This window comes from Rhodovulum sp. MB263 (genome assembly GCF_002073975.1).
Lineage (GTDB): Bacteria > Pseudomonadota > Alphaproteobacteria > Rhodobacterales > Rhodobacteraceae > Rhodovulum.
In genome coordinates this window covers 3,404,441-3,424,819 of the sequence record NZ_CP020384.1, presented here as the reverse complement: position 1 = coordinate 3,424,819, position 20,379 = coordinate 3,404,441, and the positions used below count along the sequence as shown (strand labels likewise).

Genomic DNA, 20,379 nt, shown 5'->3' with positions numbered 1-20,379 from the left:
GGCGTAGGGCGGGAAGCCGACATCCGGAGTCGTTGCTGGAACCGCCTGAGCTTCTCCAGAGCGGACCTTCGTCGCGTCTCGACGCAGAGTCAGCTGGATCTCGGAAGTCTGGGCGGAATCCGACCATTTGCTGCACGAGTGACAAATTCACTACCACTCGCTGAAAGCGGCTCTGTTGCACAAAGCCGCTGACGACGGAGCTACCCCTTTCCCGGACACACTTATGCCACGGCCTCGGTCACGGGTATGCCGAGCGCGGTGAAGCCGTTCATGACGGCGACACGAACCTGAAGCTCGGCAACCTGCCGGTCAGGCTCCCGCGCCATCAGGCGTTGGCCCAACAGCTTCATGCAGTGCATCTTGGTTTCGGCCCGACTTCTGCGATGGTAGCCACTCCACTTCCGCCAGATCTTCCGGCCCAGGCGTTTCGATGCGCGCAGCGCCTCGTTGCGGGCAATCGCGCCTGCGCTGCCAGGCTTCCAGGGTTTGGCATTTTTTCGCGGAGGAATGACGGCGTGGGCGCCCCGGTCGGCAATGGTGTCGTGACACTTGCGCGTGTCGTAGGCACCATCTGCGGTGACACTGTCGATCTCCTGATCGAGCGGGATCTGGTCGAGCAGTTCCGGCAGCATGGGGGCATCGCCAATATCGCTGCTGGTGAACTCCACCGCCCGGATTTCCAGTGTTTTCTCATCGATCCCGAGGTGAACCTTGCGCCAGATGCGGCGTTTGGCGCCGCCATGCTTGCGCGCATTCCACTCGCCTTCACCCTCGACCTTGATGCCGGTGCTGTCGATCAGCAGGTGCAGCGGTCCCTCCGATCCCCGATACGGAATGTTCACGTTCAGGGTCTTCTGGCGGCGTGACAGCGTGCTGAAATCCGGCACCGACCAGTCCAGCCCGCTCAACTGCAGAAGGCTCTCGACGAAGCCTGTCGTCTGCCGGGTCGACATTTTCGCTCGGACCAATGGCGCTCCAATGTCGACCATGCCAAACAGGACTTTCATCGTCAGGCAGGTCTGGATGGCGGCGTCACTGTAGGTGGGCTGCCGGCCGCGCTTGCCGATCGGCCCGGCCTCCCACGTCATCTCGGGATCGAACCAGATCGTCAGCGAGCCCCGGCGCTTGAGCGCTTCGTTATAGGACCGCCAGTTCTTGATCTTGTAGGTCGGGGTGGATGGGCTGCTCATCCCCTCCAGCTATCACGCTGGATTCACGAGGTGAATCGCCCACGAGCTTTGTGCAACAGAGCCCTTGCGGAGCCTGAATCATGCCAAATGCCTGAAATCAATGGGTCTGCAGCCTAATCAGGAGATTATGACCCAACAGGCAGATCTTTAGCGCAAAGCCATGTGTGTTGGTGCGACCGTGAAAATCGAAATCGCATCAGACAAGAATGAGCTGTTTTTCGATAGCTCCAATGTCACACCGGCGGCTTCATTGACCATGGCTGCGTTTTTCTGCGTTACCGTATCCATATGCGAGACTGCGGTATTGATTTCCGCGAGCGATGTTGTCTGCTCCTGCAGGCCGCTCACGACCTCTCGAATGCGTTCGCTTATCAGGTCGACGCTACTGAAAATTCCGCCAAGTTCGCCGCTGGCCTTGCCCACCAAGTTCGCTCCATCATGTACGTATTCGCTGCTCTGATTTATCAGGGATTTAATTTCCTTCGCGGATTCCGCAGACCGCTGCGCCAGCTGCCGAACCTCGGATGCAACCACCGCAAAGCCGCGCCCTGCTTCCCCTGCACGCGCCGCCTCGACCCCGGCGTTCAACGCAAGTAGGTTCGTCTGAAACGCGATGTCGTCGATCACCGATACGATTTGGGAAATCGACTTTGAAGATTCTTCTATCCGTTGCATGGCTGCGGTTACGTCATTGACAACCTTGCTGCTGTCCCCCGCTGCTTTCTTGGTGTCCTCGGCCTCGCGGGCGACTTCGGACGCATAGTTCGCGGCTGTTTTGGCGGCGTGGTTTAGTTGATCGACCGCCGCAGCCGTCTGTTCCAGGGTGGCAGCCTGCGTTTCGGTACGGCGGGACAGTTCATCGGCATTCCCGGAAACTATTTTTGACATTCCGTCGATGGTCTCAGACACGCTTTTGACCTGCCTGATCAAGTTCGCCATCTTCTCCGAAGCGGCGTTGAAGCTGTCCGCCAACTCCTTCATTCGGTCCTGAGAAGATAGATCAATGCGATACGTCAAGTCGCCACTGCTGAGCGCCTCGAGGCCTTTCGAAATCGTGCGGAGCGTTTCGTGCTGTCGGGTTATCTCTGTCGCGATCTTCGTAATCTGGGCCACTTTGCCGTCTTCGTCAAAAACGGGGGCATAGGTTGCGGAAATCCAAATGACTTTGTTGTTCTTGGTGATCCTCGGAAACTCGTCCGAGAAAAAGTCTCCGGCGCGCAGGCGGTCCCAAAACTGCCGGTACGCCTGAGAGTGGCGATACTCCTCCTGTACAAACATGCTGTGGTGCCGGCCAACGACTTCGGCCGCGGTATAACCTAGAACACGCAGGAAGGTGTTATTTGCATCCAGAATCATGCCGTCGGGCGTGAAGTGGATCACTGCCTGGGTGCGCTCTACAATCTGAATGATCGCATCCGCTTTGTTGACTGAGCTACTCCCCATCGGTTGGACAGTATCTGGCGTAATTTAAGCTACTCTTTGCACCTGCTGATCGGGTTTGTTGATATCATTTCTCTGCCAATAAACCAGCGCCGGTGGCTTGCCGCCGAGGGCTGAGTGAGGACGCTGGTGGTTGTAGAAGGTCATCCATTTCCGGATAGCCCCTTTCGTCTCTGATCCGGTCTCCCAGGCATGCAGGTAGACGCATTCGTATTTCAGGGTTCGCCACAGCCGCTCGATGAAGATGTTGTCGAGGAATCGGCCTTTCCCATCCATCGAGATGCGCACACCGGATCGGCGGAGCCGGTCGGTCCAGGCGCAGGACGTGAACTGGCTGCCCTGATCCGTGTTCATGATCTCGGGCGGGCCGAACTTGTGGATGGCCTCGCTCAGTGCTTCGACGCAGAAGTCGGCCTCCAGGGTGTTCGAGATCCGCCAGGATAGAACCTTGCGCGTGTGCCAGTCCATGATCGCTATGAGGTATAGGAACCCGCGGCGCATGGGCAGGTAGGTGATGTCCGAGCACCAGACCTGGTTCGGACGATCCACGTGCAGCCCTTTCAGAAGGTAAGGATAGGTCTTGTGTCCTTTCGCCGGCCTGCTCGTGTTGGGCTTCTGGTAAATCGGCATCAGCCCCATGAGGCGCATTAGCCGGCGTATTCGCTTCTCGTTCACGAGATGCCCGTCATTGCGCAGGTGCCAGGTCATCTGGCGGACACCGAAGAACGGCGTCTACAGGAACTGCTCGTCGATCTGCCGCATCAGGCCGAGGTTCTGTGCGGTCTCTCCCTTCGGCTCGTAGTAATAGGACGAGCGCGCAATCGACAGCAGCCTGCACTGCTGACCGATGGACAGCTGAGGATGGTCAGGCTCGATCATACCGCGCCTCACTTCCCGCCCCAGGGCTTCAGCTTTCGTTCCAAAAAAGAGTTGGCCACCGCCAGCTCCCCGATCTTGGCGTGGAGCTCCTTCACCTGCTCCTCGTCGATCTCGGGTCTCTTGCGGCCACCGCGCTCGAACACGCCGGACGCGCCTTCGAGCAGGGCGCGCTTCCATTGATGGATCATCGTCGGATGCACTCCGAACCGGCTCGCCAGCTCGGCCGCCGTCTCTTCACCCTTCAGGGCTTCCAGCGCGACCTTCGCCTTGAACTCAGGCGCGTGCTGCTTGCGTTTCGACATCTCTGATCTCCTTCTCGTCGAAGATCAGCAGACTGCAAATCGTAGCTTACGTCACTGTCCGAATTTCGGGGGGTAGCTCAGACAGTCTTTGAACCATGAGAATTTGAGCGTTGCCTGAACCACATCATCGCCTCCGTGGCAGTGTCCGCAAGATGCATAAGGGTGATGCGTTGAAGCACTCTTAATTTCTTGATCGCGCCGGCCTGTCATTTCGGCGTTGTTGCGCTATTGCGTGACAAAAGGAGACCTTCCCTTACCCTCGCGGTTTCATGCGACAGCTTCGATCTCGGCGGCACCGAGTGCGTTGAAGCGGTTCATGATGGTGATGCGTGCCCGTTGCGGCGTCTGGGGATGAACGCATCGGCAGCGCGTTAGGTGATCGCGGCCTGGCATCGCCTTGTGTCACAGGCGCCATCCGCGGTGACAGTGGAGAGCTCTTTGCCCGCGGGGATTTGCATCAGCAATTCGGGCAGCAGAGGGCTGTCCACCTGGCGGCTCGAGGTAACCTCCACGCCCCGGCGGGCCTATGGGACAAGTTCGTCACGGCTGCGCCCTGGGGGCGGCCGTTTTGGGGTTGCTTGCGGTCCTTCGCCTCGCCCGGGACGAACGGCGGTGAGCGTGCGCGCAGCGGACCAAGGTGTTCGGAGTTCGGCTCATCTTGAAGGGAAGTGGCGCAGCCGTTTTTCATCGACGGCTTCAAGCGATGGATATCCAATGGCACGTTTCGCACGTGTTTTCCACCACACATCATTGATCAGGATGGAGAATTTTAGTTCTCCCCAGCGCGCCACTTCCAATATTGTAAGATGCCAAGCAAAACCGACTTTCGTGTCACATTGCTGAGCGCCTCGTCGAGCGGTTCAATGGCACGGTGCTGGAGGAGTTCTTCCGCGTGAAGATGCGCGAGACCTTCTACGAGACTGTCGAGGCCCTCCAGGCCGATCTCAACGCCTGGCTCGTCCACTACAACACCGAGCGCCCGCATCTGGGTTACCGAAACATGGGGCGACGACCCATCGAAACCGTCATGTCATTCGATAGCCAAGAAGATTAAGTGGACAAACGATTATACCGGCGCGGCGGCGCTGCTGGCCAGTCTGCCGAAGGCAGGCTGGCTTCTGGCCGATCGGGGCTATGATGCCGATTGGTTCAGAGAAGCGTTGAAAGACAAGGAGATAAAGGTTTGCATCCCCGGCCGGAAATCCCGCAAGAAGGCGGTGAAATACGACAAGAGGCGGTACAAACGGCGCAACCGCATCGAGATCATGTTCAGGCGGTTGAAGGATTGGAGGCGTGTCGCCACCCGATACGACCGGTGCCCGGAAACCTTCTTCTCTGCGATCATGCTCGCCGCAAACGTCTTGTTCTGGCTGTGAAACTCAATGAGTCTGGACCCTAACAGTCAATGACCGTGCGAGCCGCGACGGCTTTGATGCTGCGACATGCGGCCACGAATTCGTGAGTATACGCTGTTCCCATGCCCGAAACAGTCCTGCCAGGCGATGACTGGGAGTATCGGAATGTCACCATTTTCCCCTGTAAATAAAGGGTAAATGGTGGGCGACCCTGGAATCGAACCAGGCGTGGGTCTCCCCGGCGGATTTACAGTCCGCTGCCGCACCTTGCAGCGCGTCGCCCTGAGTGAGGCGCTGGATACGCAAGGCGCGCGGGCGCGTCAACAGGAAAATCCCTTGCGGCGGCGTCGCCGAGGCGCCATGGTCGCCGCCTGTCGGAAAGGGGCAATGACGTGGCCAAGAAACCCACCTGGGTCATCGAGAAGGAACGTGCGCGGAGGGCCGCGGCGGCTGAAACCGTCTGGCTGTTCGGGCTGCACGCTGTGCGCGATGCGCTGGAGAATCCCCGGCGCGAAAAGCTGCGGCTGGTGGTGACGCGGAACGCGGCCGACCGGCTTGCTCCGGCCATCGCCGCCGCCGGGATCGCGCCCGAGATCAGCGACCCGCGCCGCTTTGCCGCGCCGCTCGATCCGGACTCGGTGCATCAGGGCGCGGCACTCGAGGTGAAGCCGCTGGACTGGGGCACGCTCGGCGCGGTCTGCGAGCCGGGGCAGGGTCCGGCCCTGACTGTGCTGCTGGACCGGGTGACCGACCCGCATAATGTCGGCGCGATCCTGCGCTCGGCCGAGGTGTTCGGCGCCCGTGCGGTGATCGCGCCTCATCGCCATTCCGCGCCCGAGACCGGGGCGCTGGCCAAGACCGCCTCGGGGGCGCTGGAACGCCAGCCCTATCTGCGCGTGCCGAATCTGGCCCGGGCGATGGAGGAGCTGAAGGAGATGGGCTACAGGCTGCTTGGGCTGGACGGCGAGGCCGGGCAGACGCTGGCCGAGGGGCTTGGCGGGCCTTGCGCCGCGCCGGTCGGGCTGGTGCTGGGCGCCGAGGGGCCGGGCCTGCGCGAACTGACGCGCAAGACCTGCGACGGGCTGGTGCGGATCCCGGCCGCGGGCGGGTTCGGCTCGCTCAATGTCTCGAATGCGGCGGCGGTGGCGCTTTATGCGGCGGCAGAGGCGCAGGCTGCCGGTCCGGAGGAGGGCTGAGGGCCGGCATCGGCCCATGCAGGCAGGCGAGGCCCGCTCAGATCACACTTGCATGATCGAACTGGACAAGCCGCAGCAGAGTCACCATCTCACAGAAGAAGGACGGAGCCCCGGAACGGTTTCGTCCTGCTTCACTGTCCCTCGTTCCGCGACTGGCGCCCGGTTTTTTTTTCCGGGCGCTTTTTTTACTGTCACCTTGTCGCCGCAGGGCCCTGCCGTGTCAACCGGGTCAAGTGCCGTAGGCGCGCGCATCGGCGCCTTTCACCGCCTCGGCAGCGGCCACGAGCATCGTGGCGATGCGGTCGAGCTCGGCGCGCGGCAGATGCGCGGGCAGGCGCGCGTCGCAGGCCCGCATAAGCATCGCCCGGGTCTTCGGAAGATCGCGTTGCCGCCCGCCCGGCAGCCCCTCGAGAAAGCCCCAGTTCCAGAATGCCCGGGCATTGTCGGTGGCAAGTCCGAAGACCTGCACCTGCACCCCACGCGCGGCGGCTTCGGCCTGGAAGGCGCGAGCCTCGTCATCCTCGCTGAAGCCGACCAGGTTGAACTGGATCGAATCCGGGGCGCGGGTTTCGGGCGGCAGCGGCGGCGGCACCGAAAGCCAGGGCGAGCGGTTCAGAGCCGCCGCCACGTGGTCGTGCCCCGCCCGCCCGTCGCGGACCCGGCGCGGAATCTCGGGCAGTTGCGGACGGATCACCGCGGCCGAGAGGTTCTGCATGCGCATGTTGTAAAGCGGCAGTCGGTTCTGCCAGCGGGCAAAGCTGGCCGCCAGTCCGTCATGCTTTTTCCAGTTATGCTCGTAGGCGCCCGACATGATCACGGCGCGGGCGATCAGATCGGGATCGTCGGTGACCAGCATCCCGCCCTCGCCGCCATTGACCAGCTTGTAGGACTGGAAGGAAAAGCAGCCGATCCGGCCCAGCGTCCCGATCTTGCGGCCATGCCAGAGCGTGCCCAGAGAATGCGCCGCATCCTCGATCAGCGGCAGCCCGCGCGCCGCGCAGGCGGCGGCGATGGCGTCCATGTCAGAGGTGTGCCCGCGCATGTGGCTGATCAGGACGGCGGCGATGTCCTCGTCGATCCGGGTTGCGAAATCATCGAGGTCGATCCGGAAATCCTGTCCGACCTCGACCAGGACCGGTACGCAATCGGCATGCAAGACCGCCGAGGGCACGGCGGCGAAGGTGAAGGCCGGGACCAGGACCCGCGCGCCGCGCGGCAGGTCCAGCGCCTTGAGCGCAAGGAACAGGGCCGCCGAGCAGGATGAGACCGCCAGCGCATAGGGCAGGCCGATCATGGCGGCGAAATCGCGTTCGAGCAGCGTCACCGGCGCATTGGATGCGGCGGTATAGCGGAACAAATCGCCGCTTTGCAGCAGGCGTTCGATCTCGGCGCCGGCGCTCTCGGGGATCGGCTCGGCGTCATAGACATTGCGGGAACAGGTCATTCGGCGCCATCTCCTCATGTCGTTTTCCTGTGGGACGATATGCGCGCGGATCTGCCCGACAGATGTGACAGGATGGCGAAGGCAGCGATCAGATGCCCGTTGTGTCCCTCAGAGCATACCAGGCCATGGCCAGCGCCAGAAGCGGTGTACGGAAGGCGCCGCCTCCCGGGAAGGGGCGGCAGGGGATGCGGGCGAAGGTCTCGAAAGCCGCGCTGTCGCCCTGTGCGGCTTCGGCCAGAACCCGGCCGGCCAGCGTTGCCATCGCCACGCCATGGCCCGAAAAGCCCGAGGCAGAGAAGATCCCCGGCGCCGGTGTGGCAAGGCAGGGCAGCCGCGAGCGGGTGATCGCGAGCGTGCCGCCCCAGGCATGGGTCAGCGCGACATCCGCAAGCTGCGGAAAGACCTTCAGCATCGGTTTGCGCACCAGCGCGCGGATGTCGTCGGGAAAGCGGTAGCCATAGCTCTCGCCGCCGCCGAACAGCAGACGTCCATCGGGCGAGAGCCGGAAATAGTTGACGACGAAGCGGCTGTCGGCGACCGCCACGTCGCGGGCCAGCACCAAGGCCGCGCGTTCGCCCAGGGGCTCGGTTGCGACCATGTAATTGTTGATCGGCATCACCCGGGCCGCGACATGCCGCTCGAGCCCGCCGAGATAGCCGTTGGCGGCAAGGATCACCCGGTCGGCGATGATGCGGCCGCGATCCGTCACCACGACCGACCCTGCATCGACCCGCTCGACCAGCGTGGCCTCGTGGATGGTGGCGCCTGCCCGCCCGGCCGCCCGGGCCAGCCCCAGCGCATAGGCCAGCGGGTTCAGATGGCTGCTGCCCCAGTCGAGCACCCCGCCGCGATAGCAGGGCGCGCCGACGATGGACTGCAGCGCGTCGCGGCTCAGCGGTTCGAGCAGGTCGTAATCGTAGTCGCGTCGCAGCTTTTCGGCATAGGCATGGGCGTCGCGGGTGCCGCGCGCGGTGCATTCGGCATAGACGATGCCGGGGCGCAGGTCGCAGGCGATGTCATGGCGGGCGATCAGATCGGAGACCAGCGTCCGGGCGTCCTCGGCCAGATGCCAGAGCCGGGTCGCGGGCCCGTCGCCCAGCATCCGTTCCAGCGCGTCCTGGTGCAGCCGCTGCCCCGACCCGACCTGTCCGCCATTGCGCCCCGAGGCACCGAAGCCGACCCGGTGCGCCTCGACCAGCACCACGTCGCGCCCGGCCTGGGCCAGATGCAGCGCGGCCGAAAGGCCCGTGTAGCCGCCGCCGACGATGCAGATATCGGCGCGCCGGTCGCCATCGAGCGGCGCGAAGGGCGGCAGCGGCGGCGTGGTCTCGGCATACCAGCTGGCCGGATAGACCCCGCGGCGGTCATTGGCGAAGAGAAGGTTCATACGTTCAAGAGCAGATGTTCGCGTTCCCAGGGGCTGATGACTTGCAGGAACTGCTTGTATTCCAGCTCCTTGACTGCCGAGTAGACGGTGCAGAATTCCTCGCCCAGCACCTCGCGCATCGGCGAGGCCCCCTCGAAGAGATCAAGCGCCTCGGCCACGTTGCGGGGGATGTCCTCGTCGCCCGAATAGGCGTCGCCGGTGAATTCCGGGCGCGGCTCCTGGCCTTCGATCAGCCCGAGATAGCCGCAGGCGAGCGAGGCGGCGATGCCGAGATAGGGGTTGCAGTCCATCCCCGCGAGCCGGTTCTCGACCCGCCGTGCCTCGGGTTCCGAGACCGGCACCCGCAGCCCGGTGGTGCGGTTGTCGCGCCCCCAGAGCAGGTTGATGGGCGCTGCGAAATCGGGAACGTAGCGGCGGTAGCTGTTCACATAGGGCGCGAGCAGCGCGATCACCGAGGGCATGTGGGTCTGCAGCCCGGCGATGAAATGCAGGAAGGCGGAGCTTTCGCTGCCATCGGCATTCGAGAAGATGTTCAGCCCGGTTTTCGCATCGACCACCGAATGGTGGATATGCATCGCCGAGCCCGGCTCGTGCTCGATGGGCTTGGCCATGAAGGTGGCGTAGCAGTCGTGCCGCATCGCCGCCTCGCGGATCAGCCGCTTGAAGTAGAAGATCTCGTCTGCAAGCTTGACCGGATCGCCATGGCGCAGGTTGAGTTCCACCTGGCCCGCGCCGCCTTCCTGCAGGATGCCGTCGATCTCCAGCCCCTGGGCCTCGGCGAAATCGTAGATGTCGTCGATCACCGGACCGTATTCGTCGACCGCGCTCAGCGAATAGGCCTGACGGCCCGCAGCGCGCCGGCCGGACCGGCCCATCGGCGGCTGCACCGGTTCCGAGGGGTTGGTATTGCGCGCGACGAGGAAGAATTCCATCTCGGGCGCGACGATCGGGATCCAGCCCCGGTCATTGTACAGGCTGATGATGCGCTTGAGCACATTGCGCGGCGCGGTCGTCACCATCTCGCCCTCTTGGTCGAAGACGTCATGGATGACCTGAAGCGAGCAGTCGCTGGCCCAGGGCGCGGCCGAGGCTGTGCTGAAATCGGGGGTCAGGATCATGTCGGGCTCGGTGAAGGCCCGGCCCTCGATATCGGCCCAGTCGCCGGTGATGGTCTGCTGGAAGATCGAGTTCGGCAGGTAGAACCGGGTCTGGGTGGCGAATTTGGCCGCGGGCATCGCCTTGCCACGGGCCACGCCCGCGAGATCGGCCACGATGCACTCGACCTCGTCGAGGCGGCGCCCTTCGAGATAGGTGAGGGCGGCCTCGGGAAGCTGGTCGCGCCAGTCTTGCATGGCTCAGCGCCTTTCGGTGAAGAAACGGGCGATCCGCGCGGCCATCGCGGCCGAGTCGGTGGGCTGGTCGAGCCGGGCCCGGGCCTCGGCCAGCCTGTCATCGGGCACCACGCCAGGGCCGCGCTGCTCGATCAGCCCCCGCTCGAAGGCGGGGTCGAATTCCGGATGCGGCTGCACGGTATAGGCACGGTCGTCATAGATCAGCGCGGCATGGGCGCAGCCGGGCGTGCTGCCGACGGTCTCGGCGCCCGAGGGCGGCACGACCACCTGATCCTGATGCCAGGCGTTCAGCCGGTAGTCGCGATCCTCGATCCGGTAGTCGCGCGCTCCGACCGACCAGCCGCCCGCGAATTTCTCGACCCGGCCGCCCAGGGCCTGGGCGATGATCTGATGCCCGAAGCAGATCCCGACCAGCGGCACGCCTTCGGCATGGGCCTGGCGGATGAAATCTTCCAGCGGGTGGATGAAGGCGTGATCCTCATAGGTGCCGAAACGCGATCCGGTGATCAGCCAGCCTTCGGCGGCATGGACCGAGGGCGGAAATGCCATGTCGAGCACGGGCCAGGTCCGGAACTCGAAGCCGTGGCCCGCGAGCAGCCGGACGAACATGTCGGGATAGTCGCCATGCGCCGCGCGAAGCGCGTCGGGCGCGTGGCCTGTCTGCAGGATACCGATCTGCATGGGAGTCTCTTGATTAGGTGCGCCCAACCTAATCCTGGGGCGGCAGTCGGGCAAGCCCCCGCGCAGCGCCTCCGGGGACGGCGCCTCAGACCGTGTCGAGATACAGCGCCATCTGCGCCTCCTCGTCGAGATCCGCGATGCGGCGCGCTTCCTGCCGCTTGGTCATCGTGAGGTTGCGGATCAGGCCGCGCCGGAAGATCCGGGCCATGCGCGGGCTCTGCTCGAAGGAGTCGATGGCGCTTTGCCAGCAGGTCGGGATTTGCGGCAGGTCGAGCTCATAGGCATTGCCGGTGATGGGCGGCGGCGGCACCAGTTGTTCCTCGACCCCTTGCAGCGCCGCACCGAGGATCGCCGCGATCATCAGATAGGGGTTGATGTCGCCGCCCGCGACGCGGTGCTCGATCCGGCGGGCGCGGGGGCTGCCGCCGGGAATGCGGATGGCGGCGGTGCGGTTCTCATGCGCCCAGCAGATGCCGGTGGGGGCATGGTTGCCGGGCACCAGCCGGGTATAGCTGTTGGCATGGGGTGCGAGCACCAGCGTCATGTCGGGCAGGGCGGCCAGACAGCCCGCCACCGCCTGGCGCAGGAAGCCCGAGCCCTCGGGGCTGGCATCGTCGAAGATGTTGTGGCCCTGCGCATCCAGCACCGAGAAATGGGTGTGCATTCCGTTGCCGACATCGTCGGCATAGGGCTTGGCCATGAAGCTGGCGGCGAAGCCGTGGCGCCGCGCCATGCCGCGCACCAGAAGCTTGAACAGCCAGGCATCGTCGGCGGCCTTCATCGCGGGGCCGTGCATCATGTTGATCTCGAACTGCCCGGTCCCGGCCTCCGAGATCGCGGCATCGGCGGGAATGTCCATCGCCTCGCAGGCGTCGTAGAGATCGGTGAAGAAGGCGTCGAAGGCGTCGAGCGTGCGCAGGCTCAGGATCTCGCCCGCCTCGCGGCGCTTGCCCGAGCGCGGCGAGCGCGGCGGGTGCAGCACCGCGGCGCTGTCGTCGATCAGGTAGAATTCAAGCTCGGTCGCGACCTGCGGCGCCCAGCCGCGCTTGTCATATTCCTCGAGCACCACCGCCAGAGCATGGCGCGGGCAGCCCTCGAAGGGGCGGCCCCGTTCGTCGAACATCCACAGGGGCAGAAGTGCGGTCGGCGCATCGAGCCAGGGCATCGGCACGAAGCCGCGCCCGGTCGGGCGCAGCACGCCGTCGGCATCGCCGGTCTCGAAGACGAGCGGGCTGCCCTCGATATCCTCGCCCCAGATGTCGAGATTCAGCACCGAGAGCGGAAACCGGGTGCCCTCTTCCTCGATCTTGCCGGCAAAGCGCGAGGGCACGCGCTTGCCGCGCGCCTGTCCGTTCAGGTCGCAGGCGGCCATCCGGATGGTCCGGATCTCGGGATTGTCGCGAAGCCAGGCGCTCATCTTATGACCTGCGGGCGGATCCTCAGGCGCGGCCGGGTTTCGGGCGGCATGTGGCGGTTCAAATGGCGGTTGATCAGCCCGAACAGGCCGATGATCGCAAGGGTCACGAGGATGAAATAGAAGGCCACGATGGGATAGGGGATGAAGGGGTTGAAGGTCTTGTCGGCGAAGTAATTGGCATAGTAAAGCGCGTCGCCCTTCTGCTGCCAGGCCGGAAAGCCGGAAAAGTAAACCAGCGTCGTGGCGTGGAAGAGAAAGATCGCCTCGTTGGTATAGGCGGGCCAGGCCAGCCGCAACATCGTGGGCCAGACGATCCGCCGGAATCTTTTCCAGCCCGCCATGCCATAGGCGTCGGCGGCTTCGAGATCGCCCTTCGGCACCGAGCGGAGCGCGCCGTAGAAGATCTCGCCGGAATAGGCGGCGGTGTTCAGGAACAGCACGATCAGCGCCCCCGCCCAGGCCCGTGTCAGCCAGCCCGTCTCGGCGGTGATCTCGGTGAAGATCAGGTTCAGCTCGATCCCGTTTCTGGGCAGCAGCACGAAGGCCTGGTAGGCGAGGAAGAACTGGATGAAGAGCGGCGAGCCGCGAAACACGAAGATGAACCATTCGGCAGGCTTGCGGACGGCCAGAAAGCGACTGTCGCGCGCCACCGCGACCGCGGTCGCGAGGAAGAAGCCGAAGAACAGCGCGAGCGCCCCGAAATAGATGTTCCAGACCAGCCCCGAGCCGATCAGGGTGAATTGCTCGCACAGCGTGAAATCCGAGCGCGGCAGCAGCCGCTCGCCATAGCCGAGCGAGCGGAAGGCGTAATCATGGAATGTCTGCACGCAGCTCATTGCGCGGCCTTTCGCTGGGCTTCGCCCGCCAGCGTCGCCTGGCCATGCGAAAGCCGTGCCGTCAGCCGGGTCAGCACCGCCTCGGAGACCCGCGTCAGCAACAGATAGAAAATGAGCAGGCCGAGGAAGTAGTAGAGCCGCCAGTCGGGATGCGGATAGGCGAAGATCGAGGTCTTGGTGCCGCCCAGCTCGCGCGCCCAGTAGACGATGTCCTGCACGCCCAGCAGGAACAGAAGCGGCGTGGCCTTGATCAGGATCATCCACAGGTTCGACAGGCCCGGCAGCGCATAGATCCACATCTGCGGCACCAGCACCCGCCAGAAGGACTGGCGGCTTGTCATGCCATAGGCCTCGGCGGTCTCGATCTGGGCGCGCGGCACCGCGCGCATCGCGCCGTAAAGCACATTGGCCGCGAAGGCGCCGAAGACCACGGCGAAGGCCAGCACCGCCAGCGCGAAGCCGTAGGTTTCATGTACCCATTGCGGGCTGGTCGACAGCGGCAGCTTGGCCACCGGGCAGACCACGAAATCGCTGCCCTGCCGGACCGGCTCGGTCCAGTCGGGGCACTTGACCTTGTGCCGGAGCCATTCGAAGCCCTGATCCATCGCGACCGGCACGAACAGGAAGAAGACGATATCGGGGACGCCGCGGACCATCGCCGTATAGATGCGGCCCAGGATCCGCAGCGGCCAGATCCGCGAGCGCGCCGCCATGGCGCCGCCGAAGCCGAACAGAAGCGCTGCCGGGGCGGTCACCGCCAGCAAGGCAAGCACGACCAGGAAGGACTGGTAGAACGCCATGTGCTTGCCGCTGGTCAGGTAGCAGGCAAGCCAGTTCAGACCTTCGAGGGTGGAGGGATCGGCGCAGGATGCGAACATGGGGGAAAAACCGGGCAGGGCGAACCGGTCGCCCCGCCCGCACCTGTCTTGTTACCAGCGGGGCGAATCTTCGCCCATCCATTTGATGATGAGCTCATTCAGGGTGCCGTCGTCCTTCATCGACTGGACCGCGGTGTCGAACTTGTCCTTCAGCGCGGGATCGGACTTGCGGAAGGCCATGCCGATGCCGTTGCTCAGCGCGGTGTCCTTGCCAACGAACATCAGCTCGCCCTCATTCACGATCGGCACCAGGACGTCCTTGTCGGCCAGCACCGCATCGGCCTCGCCATTGCGCACGGCGTCGACGCATTCGTCGGCGGTCGGATATTCCAGCAGCGTGGCACCGGTATCGACCACATGATTGGCCTGGATCGTGCCGGTCTGGGCCGAGATCACGCTGTTTTCCAGGTCGACGTCATCGCTCAGCGCGGCATAGGCGGACAGCGAGGGGGGCGTGTAGGGCTGGGTGAAGGCGACGACTTCCTGGCGTTCGGGGCTGATGCTCATGGCGGCGAGGATGGCGTCGTAATTGCCCGAGACGAGGTTCGGGATGATCGAATCCCAGTCATTGGTGACCCAGGTGCAGTTCAGCTCGGCGCGCTTGCAGAGCTCGTCGCCAAGCTCGCGCTCGAACCCGTCGACCTCGCCTGCGTCATTGATGAAGTTGTAGGGCGGGTAGGCGCCCTCGGTGGCCAGACGCACCACGTCCTGCGCCAGCGCCATGCCGGCCGAAAGCGCGAGGGCGGCGGCGCCAAGGATCAGCTTTTTCATCGGAATTCTCCCATGTTGTCTTTTATGGCCGTTTACGCGGCCGTTGCGCTGAGAAACTGTTGCAGGCGCTCGGAGGCGGGCGCGCCGAAGACCTGCCCGGGCGGGCCCTGCTCTTCGATCAGCCCCTGATGCAGGAACACGACATGGTCCGAGACATCGGCGGCCAGCCGCATGTCATGGGTCACCAGCATCATCGTCCGGCCTTCCTCGGCCAGCACCTTGATGACCTTGACCACCTCCTGCTGCAATTCGGGATCGAGCGCCGAGGTCGGCTCGTCGAACAGCAGCGCGCGCGGCTGCATCGCCAGCGCCCGGGCGATGGCGGCGCGCTGCTGCTGGCCGCCCGAAAGCTGGGCCGGATAGGCGCTGCATTTGTCGCCGATGCCGACCTTGTCGAGCAGCGCCCGGGCGCGGTCCTCGACCACGGTCCGGTCCTCGCCCAGCACGGTGACGGGCGCCTCCATCACGTTTTGCAGGATCGTCATATGGGCCCAGAGATTGAACTGCTGGAACACCATCGACAGGTTGGTGCGGATGCGGATCACCTGACGGCGGTCGGAGGGATGGCGACCGCGGCCCTGGCCGCGCCATTTGACCGGTTCGCCCTCGAACAGGATCTCGCCCTGCTGGCTGTCCTCGAGCAGGTTGGCACAGCGTAGCAGGGTGGATTTGCCCGATCCGGACGAGCCGATCAGCGACACGACATGGCCTTTCGGCGCAGAAATCGAGACGCCCTTCAACACCTCAAGGTCGCCATAGCTCTTGTGCAGGTTGCGAATGTCGAGAACGGGCGGTGTTGGGTCTGTCACGCGAAAACCGGGGCAAGTTATTGTTCGGGCCCGAAGTAGGACGCAATTCGCGCCTGAATGCAACGGGGAACCGGTGTCCTGATAGGCGGACGCCCAGGATTTGAGCGTGGCCCGAGGTCGCGCATCCCCGAGCGCGGCACCCCCGATCCGCTGCGGGCAGAGCCCGGGGGCGCCGATCCGCCTATGCGGCGAGAAATGGGATCTGTTCTTATGAAGGTTCCGGTTCCCGGGCGGTTTCCGGAAGGGGCGGCCTCAGCCGGCCAGCCGTGCCTCTGCCCGCTGCCGGGCCAGCGCGCTGTCGCGGTCGTTGACGCCGAGCAGGTTTGCGACAAGTCGAAGCAGCCCGTCCTCTTCCTCGTCGCGGATGCCGTCGACCAGCACCACCTCCCACAACGCCTCGACCACCCCCTCGCGATCCTCATAGGGCACGGCATCCTTGATCGCGCGGGTGAAGCGCACGGTATCGGGCGCCTGCGCCTCCAGCGTCTCGGCCCGGTCGCGCAGCTCGAGCGCCTGTGCCGGGCTGAGGCCGTAACGGGCGGAGAGGATGCGCGAGATCCGCTGGGCTTCCTCGCTGGCATAATCGCCATCGGTCCGGGCGACCCGGACCAGCAGCGCCGCAAGCGCCAGCCGCGCATCGGGATTATCCAGCTGTTCTGGGTCGGGGCCGATCAGGCGATTGAGGAACTCTGCGAACATGGGCGCTGATATAGTCCGCCCCCGGGCGCCGGAAAAGCCCGTTTGCGCGCCATCCTTACCCGGCGCGACCGGGGGCGGTGCCGAAAAGCCGCCCGAGGGCGGCCGCTTCGGCCTCGAGCCCCCAGGGCGGGTTGACGATGAAAAGCCCCGAGCCGATCAGCCCGTGACCCTCGCGCGCGGGCGGGAACCGGACCTCGTGGCAAAGCGCCCCGGGAAAGGCCGCGCGCAACGCCGCGAGCATCGGCCGATGCGGGGCGGCGGGCAGAAGCGGATACCACAGAACCAGCGTGCCCACATTCCATTTGCGGTGCAGCGCAGCCATGTGCCGGGGGATGGCGGCGTAATCGGCCTTCACCTCATAGCTCGGATCGATCAGCATCAGCCCGCGCCGGGGCATGGGCGGGGTCAGGGCCTGTGCTGCCTGAAACCCGTCCTCGGCCATCACATGCGCGCCGAAGGGGGCCATCGCCGTTTCCAGCGCGGCGCGCTCCTGCGGGTGCAGCTCGGCCAGATGGAGCGCGTCGCCGGGCCGGAGCGACAGCGCCGCCAGCAGTGGCGAGCCGGGATAGGCCCCGGCGCCGAAGCGGGCGCGCGCCTCGGCCAGCCGCCGCCGGTAGGGATGATCCCCGGCCAGCCGCTCTTCCATCGTCCCGATCCCCGCCGCCGCCTCGCCGGTCCGGACCGCCTCGGGCGCGGCCAGATCGTAGAGGCCCCGGCCCGCATGGGTCTCGATATAGCTCAGCGGCTTGTCCTTGCGGGTCAGGTAGTCGAGCATCGCGCAAAGCAGCGCATGCTTGTGCACGTCGGCGAGATTTCCCGCATGGTAAATGTGCTGATAGGAGAGCATGGCGTGACGGTCCCGCGCGCGGTCCTCAGACCAGCCGCGAGACCTCGACCGCCGCGCGCACGAAATCGGCAAACAGAGGATGCGGCGCGAAGGGCTTCGATTTCAGCTCGGGGTGGAACTGCACGCCGATGAACCAGGGATGGTCCTTCCACTCGACGATCTCGGGCAGGCGGCCGTCGGGGGACATGCCCGAAAACACCATGCCGCAGGTCTCGAGCTGCTTGCGGTACTTGATGTCGACCTCGTAGCGGTGTCGGTGACGTTCCTCGATCACGGTCGAGCCGTAGATCCGGGCCACTTTCGAGTCCTTCAGCAGATGCGCGGTATAGCTGCCCAGACGCATGGTGCCACCCTTGTCGTCGCCGATCTTGCGCTTGACCATCGCATTGCCCTGCACCCATTCCTTGAGGTGATAGACGACGGGGGTGAAGCGCTTCTTGCCGGCCTCGTGGTCGAATTCCTCGGACCCGGCATCGGACAGCTCGGCGACGTTGCGCGCCGCCTCGATCACCGCCATCTGCATCCCGAGGCAGATCCCCAGATAGGGCACGCCGCGGGTGCGGGCGAACTGGGCGGCCTTCATCTTGCCCTCGGTGCCGCGCTCGCCGAAGCCGCCGGGCACCAGGATCGCATGGAAACCTTCCAGCCAGGGCGCCGGGTCCTCGCGTTCGAAGATCTCGGCATCGATCCATTCGGCCTTGACCCTGACCCGGTTCGCCATGCCGCCATGGGTCAGCGCCTCGGCGATGGATTTGTAGGCGTCCTCGAGCTGGGTATACTTGCCGACGATGGCCACGCGCACCTCGCCCTCGGCATTGAAGACCCGGTCGGACACGTCTTCCCATTTGGACAGGTCGGGCTTCGGCGCCGGGTTGATCTGGAACGCGTCCAGCACCGCCTGGTCGAGCCCCTCGCGGTGATAGGCCAGCGGCGCCTCGTAGATCGACTTCAGGTCCTGCGCCGCGATCACGCTGTCGGGGCGGACATTGCAGAACAGCGCCAGCTTTTCGCGTTCCTTGGCCGGGATCGGCCCTTCCGAGCGGCAGACCAGCACGTCGGGGGCGATGCCGATCGAGCGCAGCTCCTTGACCGAGTGCTGGGTGGGCTTGGTCTTCAGCTCGCCCGATGCCTTGATATAGGGCAGAAGCGTCAGATGCATGAAGATGCACTGGCCGCGCGGCTTGTCCTGGCTGAACTGGCGGATCGCCTCGAAGAAGGGCAGCCCCTCGATATCGCCGACCGTGCCGCCGATCTCGCAGAGCATGAAATCGACCTCGTCCTCGCCGGTGGCGATGAAATCCTTGATCTCGTTGGTCACGTGCGGAATGACCTGGATGGTCTTGCCGAGATAGTCGCCGCGGCGCTCGCGTTCGAGCACGTTGGAATAGATCCGCCCCGAGGAAATCGAATCCGTCGCCCGCGCGGCCACGCCGGTGAAGCGCTCGTAATGGCCGAGGTCCAGATCGGTCTCGGCGCCGTCATCGGTGACGAAGACCTCGCCATGCTCGAACGGGCTCATCGTGCCCGGATCGACGTTCAGATAGGGGTCGAGCTTGCGCAGGCGGACGGTGAAGCCGCGGGCCTGCAGAAGCGCGCCGAGCGCGGCCGAAGCCAGGCCCTTGCCCAGCGACGACACAACCCCGCCAGTGATGAAAATGAAGCGTGCCATGTGCTGGAGTCTCCCGTGACTAGTGCTCGATGCCTGCTGGATTCGGTGCGGCTTGTCCGCAGCATCACGGGACTTGGACTATAGCGGATTCGCGACGGAACCGCAACCGGACCGCAAGATGCTGGGGGGTGTCTGGCACCCGAATCAATTTGTTGTGGTGGTATTGTCAAAAGCCGCAGCAGCCCGACCGGGCGGGCCCTGCGGCGGATTAGGCGGGGCAGTGGATCAGTCGGCGCGCGGCGGGGCGGCGGGCGTGTCGCCGGGAACGACCGGGGCGGGCGGCAGCAGGTCCGGCTCGGCCGCGGGGGCCTCGTCAGGGGTGGCCTCCTGCCCGGCCGCGGGCGTGGTGCCTCCCAGCCGGTCGATGACCGAGGTTCCGGCGGCATTCTCCGCGGCGATGATGGTCAGCGCGATGGAACTGCCGATGAAGCAGATCGCGAAAAACCAGGTCAGCTTGCCCAGCGGCGTGGTCGGGGCGCGTCCGGTGATGGTGCCGCCCCCACCCATGCCGAGCCCGCCGCCTTCATTGCGCTGCAGCAGGACAATCCCGATGAGGCAGACGGCGAGGATCAGGTGAACGATGAGGATGACGTTTTCCATATGGAGCGGCCCCGGCTTGAACTTGGCGCGTACCTATGCCGAACGGGCCGCTCCCGCAACCCCTCAGGCGTTGGCGGGCTTGGCGGCCGAACGGGTCTTCTGCGCCTTCTTGGCCTGCGCCCTGATCTTGCTGGGCGAGCGCCAGCTCATGGTCGCGCCGAGGATCAGCGACAGCAGGATCGCGCCGCCCCAGATGTTGAAGCTGTTCAGCTCCGGTTTCAGTGTTTCGTTTCCGACCAGGATGTAGCCCAGCAGCCCCAGGATGACGACCAGAAGGAAGAGCCCGAGCAGGCCCAAGGTGCGCACCGCGGCGACGACATAGACCAGCAGCGCCAGCGCCAGCATCACGCCGAGACCGATGACCAGAGGCTTGCCGGTGGCGAAATTGGCCTGGGCCCAGGCGATGTAGTTATAGTCGGTCGGATTGTAGGTGGCGGCGAGCAGCAGGAAGGCGACCAGCCAGCGAAGCAGGAATCCGGACATTCATGTTCCTCCGTGATTATTTGATATGCCGACTCGACGGGAGTGTAACGCGGCCACCGGTGGTTGGGACGACTTTCGGGCGGCCTCATCGTCGCAGGGTTAGGGCGTCCCGGTGGTCGTCAAGCCAGTGCGACGCCGGGTCGC

The 20,379-nt window shown here is 64.9% G+C and carries 17 protein-coding genes, 1 tRNA gene and 4 pseudogenes; 3 read left to right on the top strand and 19 right to left on the bottom strand.

Annotated elements, in window-relative coordinates; translation table 11 throughout:
- Positions 1 to 221 precede the first annotated feature (221 nt).
- The 4 genes and pseudogenes from B5V46_RS15850 to B5V46_RS19920 form a co-directional block, all read right to left on the bottom strand.
- Positions 222 to 1,190, bottom strand: coding sequence for an IS5 family transposase (locus tag B5V46_RS15850; RefSeq protein WP_080617497.1), 969 nt, complete (start codon positions 1,188 to 1,190; stop codon positions 222 to 224).
- 147 nt (positions 1,191 to 1,337) lie between these two features.
- The gene (locus B5V46_RS15845) at positions 1,338 to 2,633 is read right to left on the bottom strand and encodes a methyl-accepting chemotaxis protein (protein WP_080617496.1); all 1,296 of its coding nucleotides are present in this window, start codon (positions 2,631 to 2,633) and stop codon (positions 1,338 to 1,340) included.
- Between the two features lie 24 nt (positions 2,634 to 2,657).
- Positions 2,658 to 3,811, bottom strand: a pseudogene (locus tag B5V46_RS19925) (IS3 family transposase).
- Between the two features lie 374 nt (positions 3,812 to 4,185).
- Positions 4,186 to 4,329 (bottom strand): annotated as a pseudogene (locus B5V46_RS19920) (IS5/IS1182 family transposase); the annotation flags it as partial.
- Between the two features lie 332 nt (positions 4,330 to 4,661).
- On the opposite strand from B5V46_RS19920, the pseudogene B5V46_RS15830 reads away from it, so the two are divergent.
- Positions 4,662 to 4,865: pseudogene (locus tag B5V46_RS15830) on the top strand (integrase core domain-containing protein); the annotation flags it as partial.
- A 7-nt stretch (positions 4,866 to 4,872) separates the two neighbouring features.
- Positions 4,873 to 5,187, top strand: a pseudogene (locus tag B5V46_RS15825) (transposase); the annotation flags it as partial.
- A 178-nt stretch (positions 5,188 to 5,365) separates the two neighbouring features.
- On the opposite strand, the gene B5V46_RS19915 reads toward B5V46_RS15825, so the two are convergent.
- Positions 5,366 to 5,449, bottom strand: a tRNA-Tyr gene (locus B5V46_RS19915).
- Positions 5,450 to 5,558: 109 nt separating this feature from the next.
- Here B5V46_RS19915 and rlmB point away from each other — a divergent pair.
- Entirely contained in the window at positions 5,559 to 6,362 is an 804-nt protein-coding gene (rlmB, locus tag B5V46_RS15820) for a 23S rRNA (guanosine(2251)-2'-O)-methyltransferase RlmB (protein ID WP_080617494.1), read from the top strand.
- Positions 6,363 to 6,591: 229 nt separating this feature from the next.
- Here the strand turns inward: rlmB and B5V46_RS15815 are convergent, their stop codons facing one another.
- From B5V46_RS15815 to B5V46_RS15750, 14 genes are all read right to left on the bottom strand, one after another.
- Complete coding sequence (locus B5V46_RS15815) at positions 6,592 to 7,806, bottom strand: DegT/DnrJ/EryC1/StrS aminotransferase family protein (protein ID WP_080617493.1); 1,215 nt, start codon at positions 7,804 to 7,806, stop codon at positions 6,592 to 6,594.
- An 88-nt stretch (positions 7,807 to 7,894) separates the two neighbouring features.
- The gene (locus tag B5V46_RS15810) at positions 7,895 to 9,193 is read right to left on the bottom strand and encodes an FAD-binding oxidoreductase (protein WP_080617492.1); all 1,299 of its coding nucleotides are present in this window, start codon (positions 9,191 to 9,193) and stop codon (positions 7,895 to 7,897) included.
- Positions 9,190 to 10,545, bottom strand: a complete 1,356-nt coding sequence (locus B5V46_RS15805; protein WP_080617491.1) for a glutamine synthetase family protein — start codon at positions 10,543 to 10,545, stop codon at positions 9,190 to 9,192. The genes B5V46_RS15810 and B5V46_RS15805 overlap by 4 nt, the downstream gene beginning before the upstream one ends.
- Before the next feature lie 3 nt (positions 10,546 to 10,548).
- A complete protein-coding gene (locus B5V46_RS15800) occupies positions 10,549 to 11,226 on the bottom strand; it encodes a type 1 glutamine amidotransferase (protein WP_080617490.1) in 678 nt (225 codons plus the stop codon).
- 85 nt (positions 11,227 to 11,311) lie between these two features.
- The gene (locus tag B5V46_RS15795; protein ID WP_080617489.1) at positions 11,312 to 12,643 is read right to left on the bottom strand and encodes a glutamine synthetase family protein; all 1,332 of its coding nucleotides are present in this window, start codon (positions 12,641 to 12,643) and stop codon (positions 11,312 to 11,314) included.
- Positions 12,640 to 13,479, bottom strand: a complete 840-nt coding sequence (locus tag B5V46_RS15790) for an ABC transporter permease (RefSeq protein ID WP_080617488.1) — start codon at positions 13,477 to 13,479, stop codon at positions 12,640 to 12,642. The genes B5V46_RS15795 and B5V46_RS15790 overlap by 4 nt, the downstream gene beginning before the upstream one ends.
- The gene (locus B5V46_RS15785) at positions 13,476 to 14,357 is read right to left on the bottom strand and encodes an ABC transporter permease (protein ID WP_080617487.1); all 882 of its coding nucleotides are present in this window, start codon (positions 14,355 to 14,357) and stop codon (positions 13,476 to 13,478) included. The genes B5V46_RS15790 and B5V46_RS15785 overlap by 4 nt, the downstream gene beginning before the upstream one ends.
- 51 nt (positions 14,358 to 14,408) lie before the next feature.
- On the bottom strand, positions 14,409 to 15,128 hold the full coding sequence (locus tag B5V46_RS15780) for a transporter substrate-binding domain-containing protein (RefSeq protein WP_080617486.1): 720 nt from the start codon (positions 15,126 to 15,128) through the stop codon (positions 14,409 to 14,411).
- 32 nt (positions 15,129 to 15,160) lie between these two features.
- Positions 15,161 to 15,937, bottom strand: coding sequence for an ABC transporter ATP-binding protein (locus B5V46_RS15775; protein WP_080617485.1), 777 nt, complete (start codon positions 15,935 to 15,937; stop codon positions 15,161 to 15,163).
- A 252-nt stretch (positions 15,938 to 16,189) separates the two neighbouring features.
- Positions 16,190 to 16,636, bottom strand: a complete 447-nt coding sequence (locus B5V46_RS15770) for a TerB family tellurite resistance protein (protein WP_080617484.1) — start codon at positions 16,634 to 16,636, stop codon at positions 16,190 to 16,192.
- A 55-nt stretch (positions 16,637 to 16,691) separates the two neighbouring features.
- Positions 16,692 to 17,483: a 23S rRNA (adenine(2030)-N(6))-methyltransferase RlmJ gene (gene rlmJ, locus B5V46_RS15765; RefSeq protein WP_080617483.1), complete on the bottom strand. Its 792-nt coding sequence runs from the start codon at positions 17,481 to 17,483 to the stop codon at positions 16,692 to 16,694.
- A 25-nt stretch (positions 17,484 to 17,508) separates the two neighbouring features.
- Positions 17,509 to 19,152, bottom strand: coding sequence for a CTP synthase (locus B5V46_RS15760; protein ID WP_080617482.1), 1,644 nt, complete (start codon positions 19,150 to 19,152; stop codon positions 17,509 to 17,511).
- Between the two features lie 225 nt (positions 19,153 to 19,377).
- Positions 19,378 to 19,752 carry a preprotein translocase subunit SecG gene (gene secG / locus B5V46_RS15755; RefSeq protein ID WP_080617481.1) on the bottom strand — a complete coding sequence of 125 codons (375 nt, stop codon included), beginning with the start codon at positions 19,750 to 19,752 and terminating at the stop codon, positions 19,378 to 19,380.
- A gap of 63 nt (positions 19,753 to 19,815) precedes the next feature.
- Complete coding sequence (locus B5V46_RS15750) at positions 19,816 to 20,235, bottom strand: DUF6524 family protein (protein WP_080617480.1); 420 nt, start codon at positions 20,233 to 20,235, stop codon at positions 19,816 to 19,818.
- Positions 20,236 to 20,379: the final 144 nt, after the last annotated feature.